General features: G+C 58.9%; 9 protein-coding genes. 7 read left to right on the top strand and 2 right to left on the bottom strand.

The window, feature by feature from the left end; all coding sequences use genetic code 11:
- Nucleotides 1-223 precede the first annotated feature (223 nt).
- On the bottom strand, nucleotides 224-661 hold the full coding sequence (gene dtd / locus QN399_RS18565; protein WP_322277893.1) for a D-aminoacyl-tRNA deacylase: 438 nt from the start codon (nucleotides 659-661) through the stop codon (nucleotides 224-226).
- A 10-nt stretch (nucleotides 662-671) separates the two neighbouring features.
- Entirely contained in the window at nucleotides 672-1,643 is a 972-nt protein-coding gene (pip, locus tag QN399_RS18560; protein WP_322177426.1) for a prolyl aminopeptidase, read from the bottom strand.
- A 236-nt stretch (nucleotides 1,644-1,879) separates the two neighbouring features.
- On the opposite strand from pip, the gene QN399_RS18555 reads away from it, so the two are divergent.
- From QN399_RS18555 to QN399_RS18525, 7 genes are all read left to right on the top strand, one after another.
- A complete protein-coding gene (locus QN399_RS18555) occupies nucleotides 1,880-4,333 on the top strand; it encodes a glycogen/starch/alpha-glucan phosphorylase (RefSeq protein WP_330201389.1) in 2,454 nt (817 codons plus the stop codon).
- 154 nt (nucleotides 4,334-4,487) lie between these two features.
- The gene (locus QN399_RS18550; protein WP_330201388.1) at nucleotides 4,488-7,283 is read left to right on the top strand and encodes a DUF2339 domain-containing protein; all 2,796 of its coding nucleotides are present in this window, start codon (nucleotides 4,488-4,490) and stop codon (nucleotides 7,281-7,283) included.
- An 80-nt stretch (nucleotides 7,284-7,363) separates the two neighbouring features.
- Nucleotides 7,364-8,677: a DUF3999 domain-containing protein gene (locus tag QN399_RS18545; protein WP_330201395.1), complete on the top strand. Its 1,314-nt coding sequence runs from the start codon at nucleotides 7,364-7,366 to the stop codon at nucleotides 8,675-8,677.
- 144 nt (nucleotides 8,678-8,821) lie between these two features.
- Nucleotides 8,822-9,832 (top strand): class 1 fructose-bisphosphatase, encoded by a 1,011-nt coding sequence (locus QN399_RS18540; RefSeq protein WP_330201387.1) that lies wholly within the window; start codon nucleotides 8,822-8,824, stop codon nucleotides 9,830-9,832.
- Between the two features lie 3 nt (nucleotides 9,833-9,835).
- A complete protein-coding gene (locus QN399_RS18535; RefSeq protein ID WP_330201386.1) occupies nucleotides 9,836-10,438 on the top strand; it encodes a DUF924 family protein in 603 nt (200 codons plus the stop codon).
- Nucleotides 10,439-10,560: 122 nt separating this feature from the next.
- Entirely contained in the window at nucleotides 10,561-10,815 is a 255-nt protein-coding gene (locus tag QN399_RS18530) for a hypothetical protein (protein WP_322177421.1), read from the top strand.
- 18 nt (nucleotides 10,816-10,833) lie between these two features.
- Nucleotides 10,834-11,403: a lipocalin family protein gene (locus tag QN399_RS18525; protein ID WP_330201385.1), complete on the top strand. Its 570-nt coding sequence runs from the start codon at nucleotides 10,834-10,836 to the stop codon at nucleotides 11,401-11,403.
- Nucleotides 11,404-11,427 lie beyond the last annotated feature (24 nt).

The following is an 11,427-nucleotide window of genomic DNA, read 5'->3' as shown; positions in this document are numbered from 1 at the left end:
GCTATCAAGTGCCGGGTTGGCGAGCATTGTTCCGACTCCGAAAGGACCTAATGATTCCCTAAACGGCGACGGACCAGCCTCTGGCTATATCAATCGGGTCAACGAACGCTGATCCCCGTAGCGCGCGATTATCTAGCAGGCCGCGTTACAACGCATCAGGTCCGATGAAGTATTTATTGCTTTTTCACCTGATAAATCAGGGCGGCCCAGGGCAATCGCCTGTTTAGCTCTCAAGTAAAAATGTCACAGGGCCATCATTGACCAGATGAACCTGCATGTCCGCACCAAATTGGCCTGCTGCAACCTTATCGTGCACGCCTCTCGCCTGCTCTAACAAATAGCTGAATAACTCGGCGCCAAGCGCGGGCGGTGCGGCTTTTGAAAAGCTCGGCCGCAGGCCGCTTTTGGTGTCAGCAGCCAAGGTGAACTGCGACACTAACAGCAAACCGCCACCGACATCCCTGAGCGACAGGTTCATTTTGCCTTCGGCGTCGCTGAACACCCGATAGTTCAGCAGTTTGCTCAGCAACTTATCGGCGCTGGCGCGCGTATCTTGCGGCTCGACGCCGATCAATACCAACAAGCCCTGATCAATGGCACCTACGATCTCACCCGCCACTTCGACGTGCGCGCCACTCACGCGCTGGAGCAGACCTTTCATACCAGGCCTTTCACGCTTCTTCGGGCGGCAGATCGAGCAACCGACGGGCAATCTGGCTGGCTGCGCGCACCAACGCATCGGTAATGCCCGGCTCGGATGCCGCATGACCTGCATCGCGGATCACCTGCAGTTCACTGTTGGGCCAGGCTTGATGCAGCTCCCAGGCGTTGTCCAGTGGGCAGATCACATCGTAGCGGCCATGCACGATGATGCCCGGCAAATGAGCAATCCTGGGCATATCGCGAATCAACTGATTCTCTTCGAGGAACGCGTTGTTGGTGAAGTAATGGCATTCGATGCGGGCGATAGACAACGCGCGCTGCGGTTCCGAGAAGCGATCCACCACCATCGGATTCGGCCGTAGCGTCGCCGTGCGCCCTTCCCAGGTGGACCAGGCTTTGGCGGCGTGCATCTGGGCGATCTGATCGCTGCCCGTCAGGCGTTTGTGGAAGGCGCCCAGCAAGTCATGGCGCTCATCCAGCGGAATCGGCGCCAGGTAGTCCTGCCAATAATCGGGAAACAAGCGGCTGGCACCCGCCTGGTAGAACCAGTTGATTTCCTGTGGCCGGCACAAAAAGATGCCCCGCAGGATCAAGGCATGGACGCGTTCCGGATGGGTCTGAGCGTAAGCCAATGCCAGGGTCGAACCCCAGGAGCCGCCGAACAGCACCCATTTTTCGATCCCCAGGTGCAGACGAATACGTTCCAGGTCTTCGACCAAATGCCAAGTGGTATTGTTTTCCAGGCTGGCGTGGGGGGTGGAGCGCCCACAACCGCGCTGATCGAAGGTAATAATGCGGTACATATTCGGGTCAAAAAACCGACGGCTCTGGGCATCGCAACCCGCACCCGGCCCGCCGTGGATGAAAACCACTGGCAAACCTTCGGGCGAACCGCTTTCATCGACGTACAGCACATGAGGCTTTTCCACGGCCAGATCGTGCCGGGCGTAAGGTTTGATCTGTGGGTACAAAGTCTGCATAGGTGCTCCAAAGGGGCGGTCAGGGGCTTCTATTTATTTTGCCGTGGAGCATCATAAACCCGAATCGAAGAATGATCATGCCCCCAGAGAGAGAGAAGGGTTGCTCGCGATGGAACGATCAATGCAGGGTTTTCATCAATTGCAATTACCCGCGAACCAGAAAGACGGACCCGTGTCGAACCATCTAGAGTTAATCATCCAGCTTCCTATTCGTCTGCTCGTTAGAGGTCGTATTGATGTCAGAGGAACCGCTTGTTCGTGACGCCGAGGTGGCCGCTTTCCGTGCCGCTGTACTCGAAAAACTCACTTATGCGGTGGGTAAAGATCCAGATCACGCGTTTGACCATGACTGGTTCGAAGCCATCGCCCTGGCCGCCCGCGACCATATGGTCGAGCATTGGATGGACCACACCCGACAGATTTACCGTAAAGGCCAGAAGCGGGTTTATTACCTGTCTCTCGAGTTCCTGATCGGCCGACTGCTCTACGACAGCCTGAGCAACCTTGGCCTGCTGGACATCGCTCGTGAAGCCATGACTGAGCTGGGCGTGGACATCGAGCGCATTCGCTTGCTCGAACCGGATGCCGCGCTGGGCAACGGCGGTCTCGGTCGTCTGGCTGCCTGCTTCATGGAGAGCATGTCGACCCTCGGTGTCGCGTCCCATGGTTACGGTATTCGTTACGAGCATGGCTTGTTCCGTCAAGCCGTGGTCGATGGCTGGCAACAAGAGCAAACCGAGAACTGGCTGGACTTCGGTAACCCTTGGGAGTTCGAGCGTGCCGAGGTGATTTACCCGATCGGCTTCGGCGGCAGCGTCGAGACGCTGGTCAATGAAGCGGGCGAACAACGGCAAGTCTGGCGTCCGGCAGAAGTTGTGCGCGCCGTTGCTTACGACACCCCGGTGGTCGGCTGGCGCGGATCGAGCGTCAATACTCTGCGCTTGTGGCGGGCACGGGCGGTCGAGGACCTGCACCTTGAACGCTTCAATGCCGGCGATCACTTTGGTGCGGTAGCCGAAGTCGTTCGCGCAGAAAGTATTTCCCGTGTGCTGTACCCCAACGACAGCACCGAAGCCGGTCAGGAACTGCGCCTGCGTCAGGAGTACTTCTTCGTTTCCGCGTCGCTGCAGGATTTGCTGCGACGCCACCTGAACATGCACGAATCCCTGCACTCGCTGGCCGATCACGCCGCGATCCAGATGAACGACACGCACCCTTCGATCGCCGTTGCCGAGTTGATGCGTTTGTTGATCGATACCCACGGCATCCCATGGGATTCAGCCTGGAAGATCACCGTCGACACCCTGGCCTACACCAACCACACCTTGCTTCCCGAGGCGCTGGAGACCTGGTCGGTTGGCCTGATGGAGCGGATGCTGCCGCGGCACATGCAGATCATTTACCTGATCAACGCCCTGCACATCGACGAATTGCGGGCCAAAGGCATTCACGACTTTGAAGTGCTGCGCGCTGTCTCGCTGATCGAAGAGGACAACGGCCGCCGCGTGCGCATGGGTAACCTGGCGTTTTTGGGTTCGCACAGTGTGAATGGCGTGTCGGCGCTGCACACCCAATTGATGCGCAAGACCGTGTTCGCCGAATTGCACAAGCTATATCCCGAGCGGATCAACAACAAAACCAACGGCATCACCTTTAGGCGCTGGCTGCATCAGGCCAACCCGCCATTGACCCGCATGCTGGTCGAGGCCTTGGGTGCAGACGTTCTGGATAATGCTGAATCACGCCTGATCGAGTTAGAGCCGTTCGCCGAGAAGGAAGCGTTCCGCCAACAATTTGCCGCTCAGCGCCTGAAGAGCAAGCAAGCCCTGGCGACCCTCATTTATGAGCGGCTGGGAATCGTGGTCGACCCAACGGCGATGTTCGACGTTCAGGTCAAACGAATCCACGAATACAAACGCCAATTGTTGAACCTGTTCCACACCATCGCGCTGTATCAGGCAATGCGGGCCGAACCGGAGATTAACTGGGTGCCGCGGGTGAAAATTTTTGCCGGCAAGGCAGCCGCCAGTTATCACACGGCCAAGTTGATCATCAAACTGACCAATGACATCGCTCGCACCGTAAACAACGACCCCACCGTGCGCGGCTTGCTCAAAGTGGTGTTCATACCCAACTACAACGTCAGCCTGGCAGAAAGTATTATCCCGGCCGCCGACCTCTCGGAGCAGATCTCCACAGCAGGCCTGGAGGCCTCGGGCACCAGCAACATGAAATTCGGCCTCAATGGCGCACTGACCATCGGCACCCTTGATGGTGCCAACGTGGAAATGAGCGAGCGAATCGGACTTGAGCACATGTTCATCTTCGGCCTGACCTCACAACAGGTCGAAGCACGCAAACGCATTGGCGATTACAGCGCCACTGGCGATATCGCCAGTTCACCGCGGCTCAATGATGTGCTGGAAGCGATCCGGGGCGGGGTATTCTCACCGGATGATCCAAACCGCTATGTCGGCCTGATCGATCAATTGATCGCTTACGACCGCTTTTTGGTGTGCGCCGACTTCGAGTCCTATTGGGAGGCTCAAGGCAAGGTCCAGACACTGTGGCACGACCCTAAACAGTGGTGGCGCTCGGCGGTGCTCAATACTTCACGGATGGGCTGGTTCTCGTCGGACCGAACCATTCGCGAATATTCGAACGACATCTGGAAAGCGCTGGAGGAATAAATCTGTGGGTGAGCTCACTCGCGAATGGCCTGACACGGGTTACCCGGCGTGCCGTCTTCGCGAGTGAATTCATCGCCGACCTCCGCTACAAATCATGTCCCCGACGGCCTGGACCGATATACTCCAGGCAAGCCGCATAAAGGGATGTCAACGCGTGCAATGGATTCTCCTGCTGGTCGGTCTCGTGCTGGGTGGTTACCTGGACGAGTCTTTCGTGGGTGCTGCAATCGGCGCACTCGCCGGGCTTGGTCTTGGACAAGCCATTTGCATGACCCTGCTTGGCCGTCAGCTCGAGGCGGTTCAGCAACGCCTTACCCTCCTCGAATCCGTTTCTCACAACACTGAAGCCCCGACGCCTGCGGCTCAACCCCTTGTCAGTGTGCCCCCCGCCCTTGAAGCAGCCGCCGAATTGACTTGGGATCTGCCCGTCGACGACGAATGGACCCAGCCAACAGCAACGCCGAACCCGGTTTCCACGCCCGCAACCCCAAACATGATCGAGCGCGCATTGGCTGGCGCACGCAACTGGCTGCTGGGCGGTAATACCGTGCTGCGGGTCGGGGTGCTGCTGCTGTTCCTCGGGTTGGCCTTTTTGCTGCGCTACGCCACTGAAGGTGCGGTCATTCCACTGGAAGCCCGCTACGCCTCTGTTGCCGCCTGCGCCTTGGCATTGCTGGCGCTGGGCTGGTGGCTGCGACGGCGCAACCGCAATTACGCATTAATCCTGCAGGGCGCGGGGGTCGGCGTGCTGTACCTGACGGTATTTGCCGCCATGCGTTTGAATGCGTTGCTCGACCCGAACATGGCGTTCGGCCTGCTGGTGGTGGTGACGGTGTTCTCGGCGATCCTCGCGGTAAAACAGGACGCACTGGGTCTGGCTGCGGCGGCGGCACTCGGCGGATTCGCCGCACCGCTGCTGACGTCTACCGGCGCTGGCAGCCATGTCGCCCTGTTCAGTTACTTCGCACTGCTCAATACCGGGGTTTTTGCCATCGCCTGGTTCAAGGCCTGGCGTCTGCTGAACCTGATCGGTTTTGTCGGCACCTTCGGCATCGGTTTCGTCTGGGGCCTGCAGGCATACACGTCCGCATTGTTCTGGAGCACAGAGCCGTTTCTGATCCTGTTTTTCCTGATGTATCTGGCGATTGGTCTGCTGTTCGCTCGACGCAAACTGCAAGAGCTGAGCACCGCGCCCGAAGACGATAGCCGCGAAGCGATATTGCGCTGGTCAGCTCGCCAGGGTGACTACGTCGACGGCAGTATCTTGTTTGGCCCACCGATTGTCGGATTCGGCCTGCAGTTCGCGCTGGTCCAACACATGGAGTTCGCTCCCGCCTACAGCGCGCTGGTAATGGGAATGCTCTATATAGGCCTGGCGCGCCTACTGTCTGGCCGGGCGCCGGTCCGCGCCTTACTGTTAGTGGAGACCTGCCTGGCACTGGGCGTGGTATTCGCTTCATTGGCGATACCCCTCGGGCTGGATGCACGTTGGACCTCGGCCGCGTGGGCCATGGAAGGCGCGGCCGTTTTCTGGCTGGGCTTGCGTCAGCAACGAGTGCTGGCACGCGCTTTCGGCCTGCTGTTGCAGGTGGGGGCAGGCCTCGCGCTGTTCGGCGACCTACAGGACGACCTGTATCGAACCGACACCACTTTACTGGCCCATCGTGATGCCTGGACGCCGATGGTCGTCGCGCTGGCCGCGATGCTCAGCGCGTGGCTCCAGCAACGCCTGAGCCCAGTCAATGCAAGCCCCATGAAAACCATGAATCTGCAGCGTCTGGGCGCATTGCTGCTGGCGTGGGGAGTGGGTTGGTGGGTTGTGGCACTGGTCAACGGCGCACAACGATTCGCACCAGTTGAATTGCAAATACCCACGTTGCTATGCCTCGCTGCTGTCAGCGTCGCGCTATGGACGGTCCTCGCCCTGCGACTGCACTGGTCGGCACTGGCAGTGCTTTGTACTCTGCTGACTCCGGCCTGCACCGTGCTATTGCTGCTCGCGCTGAACGCCAGCTATCACCCGGCAGCCTACTGGGGTTGGCTGGCGTGGGGCGCGGTGTTCGTCGTACATCTGCTGTCGCTGCGGCACCTGGCGAGCACACTGCCGAGCTGGGTGGTCAGCGCGGCACATGTCTTGGGTTGCTGGCTGATCATCGGCGTGCTGGCGCTGGAGTTGCGCTTCGGCTTGATGACATTGTCCGAACACTACAACGCATGGCGCTGGCTGGGCTGGGCGTTGCTGCCGAGCGCCTATTTGCTATTGATGGCTGCGCCCCGTGCACTGCCGTGGCCCATTGAGGTCTATCCCCGTGAATACCGGGTCTGGGCCGCTGCCCCCTTGGCACTGCTGATGTTGATCTGGTTCTGGCTGGCGAACATCGTCAGCGACGGTGCTGCCGCACCGTTGGCCTATCTGCCACTGTTCAATCCGCTGGAATTGGGCCTGTTGCTCGCATTGGCCGGGGTGTTCGTCTGGGCGCGCAGCCGATTGCCTCAACTCGGTATCGCCCATGATCGCGCGCAGCGAGTGGCACAGATAGTAGCAGGGGCTAGCTTATTTGCCCTGTTCACTGGGATGGTCATGCGCACGGCCCATCATTGGAGTGGCGTGCCCTATCAGTTGGATGAATTGCTGGATTCGATGAGGGTGCAAGCCGGTCTGTCGATTGTCTGGACCTTGATGGCCTTAGCACTGATGGTTGGCGGACACCTGCGCGGCCGACGTGATATCTGGATCGTTGGCGCCGCACTGATCGGTGTCGTGGTCGCCAAGCTGTTCTTCGTCGAACTGAGCAACCGCGGTGGGCTGGCGCGTATCGTGTCGTTCATCGGGGTTGGCGTGTTGCTATTGGTAGTGGGATATTTCTCTCCCTTGCCGCCCGGACCTTCGTCGCCGATGCCTTTGCCCTCTAAAAAATCTACGCCCGATCCGGCCAGGACCATCGCATGAGGAACACGTTCTTGAGCTGTCAGTCAACCTTCACCCGCGCCGTATTTGGCGCGGCGTTATGTGCGACCCTCTTCGCAACGATGTCCGCCCATGCGCAGGACAAACCGGCTGATTTCGCTAGTCAGGTACCGTTGACCTTGAGCGGTAATGGCCCGTGGTATCGCCTTGAACTACCGCTGGCGATACAACTGGGTGCGCGTCAGGCCGGCCTGGGTGACGTTCGCGTTTTCAACGCTGAGGGCCAGGTACTGGCCTACTCATTGACCCATAGCGACGTTCAGCGCCGGGAAAACCAGACGCCGATCCCGGTTAAGTGGTTTGCCCTCTATGACGCCGCCGATGCCAGTGATGCAGTGCCTACGATTCGGGTCGAGCGCACCGCCAGCGGCACGCTGGTTGAAGTGCAACCACAAGGCGAAATCGAAGCCGGCGAAGAAGTACTGCGCGGTTGGCTGCTCGACACCAGCGAGATCAAGGCCCCGCTGGAGCAGTTGATTCTTGACTGGAACACCGAACGGGAAGGTTTTCAGCGCTTCAGTATCGAGGCCAGTAACGATCTGCAACACTGGCAATCCTGGGGCGAGGGCCAGGTTGCACGACTGTCGTTTGCCGATGAAGTAATCGAGCAACGCGAAGTCACTCTACCCGGCCAACCGGCGCGCTACCTGCGTTTACTGTGGAACACCCCGAACTCCGCACCGACACTGACCTCCGCGCAATTGATCAGCGCCAGCCCCGACCACCTGCCGCAGCCTTTGGTCTGGTCACAACCGCTGGCGGGCAGCACCGTCAAACCGGGCGAATACAGCTGGCAATTGCCCATTGATCTAGCTGTGGAGCGCGTAAAGGTCGACATCAGCCAGGCCAACAGTCTGGCACCGGCCACCCTGTCGGCGCGCCTCGACAGCAACGCCCCGTGGCAAATCGTGGGCGGCGGCTTGCTGTATCGACTGACACAGAATGGTCAGGACGTGATGCAGGATGAGTTACAGCTGGCTGGCCGTACCGTGCAGCAATTCAAGCTCGATGTGGATGAGCGTGGCGGCGGTCTGGGTACTGCGGCCCCACAACTGCGTTTCGCGGTCCGCGCCACGCAACTGGTGTTCCTGGCCAAAGGTGCAGGGCCGTATACTCTCGCCATTGGTAACACGGCGGCGCGGGCGGCAGACTTGCCGCTGTCCACGCTGATCCCCGATTATCAACCGCAGGTGCTCGCATCACTGGGTATTGCGCAACCGGCGGCCTCACCCGTGGTCATCGCACGCACGCCAACACCGGCAGTGAAAGGCACGGACTGGAAGCGCACCGGTTTATGGGCAGTGTTGCTGCTGGGCGTCGTTTTTCTTGGCTGGATGGCATTGAGCCTGTTGCGCACGCCCTCGGCAAAATCTTGAGCAGGGTCACCTGCTTGTTGCCGTTTTGAGGCTACTCTCAACCGGCATGTGAACTCTATGGGCCAGAACCCGGTCTGACTGGAGTATTACGTGTCCACTCGCGCTAAACTGTGCGGGTTTTTATCCCCCACTTCGGAGCTCTCCATGTCCCGCGTTACCCTAAGTCGCTATTTGATTGAGCAGACCCGCAGCAACAACACTCCTGCCGATCTGCGCTTCCTTATCGAAGTGGTAGCACGCGCATGCAAGGAAATCAGCCACGCCGTCTCCAAAGGCGCGCTGGGCGGTGTGCTCGGCAGCATGAACACTGAAAACGTACAGGGCGAAGTGCAGAAAAAGCTCGACGTGATCTCCAACGACATTCTGCTCGAAGCCAACGAATGGGGCGGTCACCTGGCCGGCATGGCGTCCGAAGAAATGGACAATGCCTACCAGATTCCCGGCAAGTACCCAAAAGGCGCCTACCTGCTGGTATTCGACCCACTGGACGGTTCGTCGAACATTGACGTCAACGTGTCGGTCGGCACCATCTTCTCGGTACTGCGTTGCCCGGAAGGTCACCTGAGCCAGAACGACAATCTGAGCGAGAAAGCTTTCCTGCAACCGGGCACCCAGCAGGTCGCTGCCGGTTACGCGATCTATGGCCCGCAAACCATGTTGGTCCTGACCTTGGGCGACGGCGTCAAAGGCTTCACCCTCGATCGTGAGCTGGGCAGCTTCGTGCTGACCCACGAAGACATGCGAATCCCTGAGACCACCCAGGAATTTGCCATCAACATGTCCAACGCGCGTCATTGGGAAGCCCCGGTCAAACGCTATGTCGACGAATTGCTGGCTGGTGAAGACGGCCCGCTGAAAAAGAACTACAACATGCGCTGGATCGCAGCCATGGTTGCCGACGTGCACCGCATCCTGACCCGTGGCGGCATGTTCATGTACCCACGTGACAGCCGTGACCCGTCCAAGCCAGGCAAGCTGCGCCTGATGTACGAAGCCAACCCGATGTCGTTCATCGTAGAACAGGCGGGCGGCATGTCCACCGACGGCCATCAGCGCATCCTCGACATCCAGCCTGAAGGCCTGCACCAGCGTGTCGCGGTCTTCCTGGGTTCCAAGGAAGAAGTCGAGCGCGTTACGTCTTATCACAACGTCTAAGCCATGTACGCGCCTTGGCATCCACTGCTTGAATGGTGGTTCGGTTCAGCCGAATCACCAACCGACGTGGTAAAGGCCAAGGGCTCGCTTTGGTTCGGCAAGAAGAAAAGCCAGGACAGCGATGCGCGCGAGCGTTTCGCTGTACAGGTCGAACACGCATTGGCGGGAGGGCTGTCCGAATGGGCCGAATCCCCTCAAGGCTGGCTTGCACTGGTACTGCTCCTCGATCAACTCCCGCGCATGATTTATCGCGATACGCCCAAGGCGTTTGCAGGCGATCAACGCGCCCAGGCATTGGTTGAACACGGCCTGAAACTGGGCCGCGACCAGCATTTGCTGCCGATTCAGCGATCATTCATCTACCTGGTGCTGGAACACAGTGAAGACCTGGAGATGCAGGATCAAGCCGTTGCCCACTTTACCGAACTGCTCCACCAGGAATCGGCCACGGATCATGACGTCTTCGCCGACCAACTTAATTACGCCAAAAAGCATCAAAGGGTCATTGCCCGTTTCTCGCGTTTCCCCCACCGCAATCAAATCCTTGGACGTACATCAACAGCTGAAGAACGGGTGTTTTTGAAAGAGCCTGGGTCGCGATTTTAAGCGAGATATAAATCCCTGCCGCCCACGGGAACCAGATCGCATATTTCTCTTCTAACCTATTGGCAATTCGCCAGCGTCCTACACGCTGTAGCGCCGCCCCCTACTGTTCAGGAGCTTCACTCATGTCTCTGCGTACCCTCGCGTTGTTGTCGTTTTGTGTGCTGTTGGCTGCGTGCAGTAAAGTCACTCAGGAAAATTATTCGAAAATATCCTCAGGGATGCCCAAGGCCGAAGTCGAAAAGCTGCTGGGCAGCCCGACTGATTGCTCCGGCGCGCTGGGCATGTCTAGCTGCACATGGGGCGATCAGAAGACCTTTATCAGCGTGCAATACGCAGGCGACAAGGTGCTGATGTTTTCCGGCCAGGGCCTGAAGTAAGCCTGAAAGGAGAGCCTTATGCGTTTATGGACAGGGATGCTGGCGGGTCTATTGCTGGCAGGGTGCGCCAACTCCTCGAGCGAGCTGATCGAACCCAAGACGGTCGATCATGTTGACCTCAAGCGTTACCAGGGGACCTGGTATGAGTTGGCGCGGATGCCGATGTTCTTCCAACGCAATTGCGCGCAGTCGGAAGCCCATTACATCCTTGAAGACGATGGCAACGTGGGCGTGACCAACCGCTGTCGGACACTTGAGGGCAAGTGGGAAGAAGTGCACGGCACAGCGTCGCCGCAAGTCCCTGAGAAAACCGACAAGCTCTGGGTAGAGTTCGATACCTGGTTTTCCCGGTTGCTGCCGGGCGTCGCCAAGGGTGGTTACTGGGTGCTGTATGTCAGCGATGACTACAAAACTGCGGTGGTAGGTAACCCGAACCGCAAATACCTGTGGCTACTGTCGCGCAACACGCGAGTGTCCGATGCAACGCGCGAGGAGCTGCTGGCCAAAGCACGTCAGCAGGGTTACGACACCAGTAAGCTGATCTGGCGCGTGGATGATTCGAAAATCGCCAAACCTGTCGACAAATAGACCGTGTGAACCGCGATAAGCGAC

The sequence above is a fragment of the Pseudomonas sp. 10C3 genome, assembly GCF_036346185.1.
Taxonomy (GTDB): Bacteria; Pseudomonadota; Gammaproteobacteria; order Pseudomonadales; family Pseudomonadaceae; genus Aquipseudomonas.
This window is presented reverse-complemented; position numbering and strand designations above follow the sequence as displayed.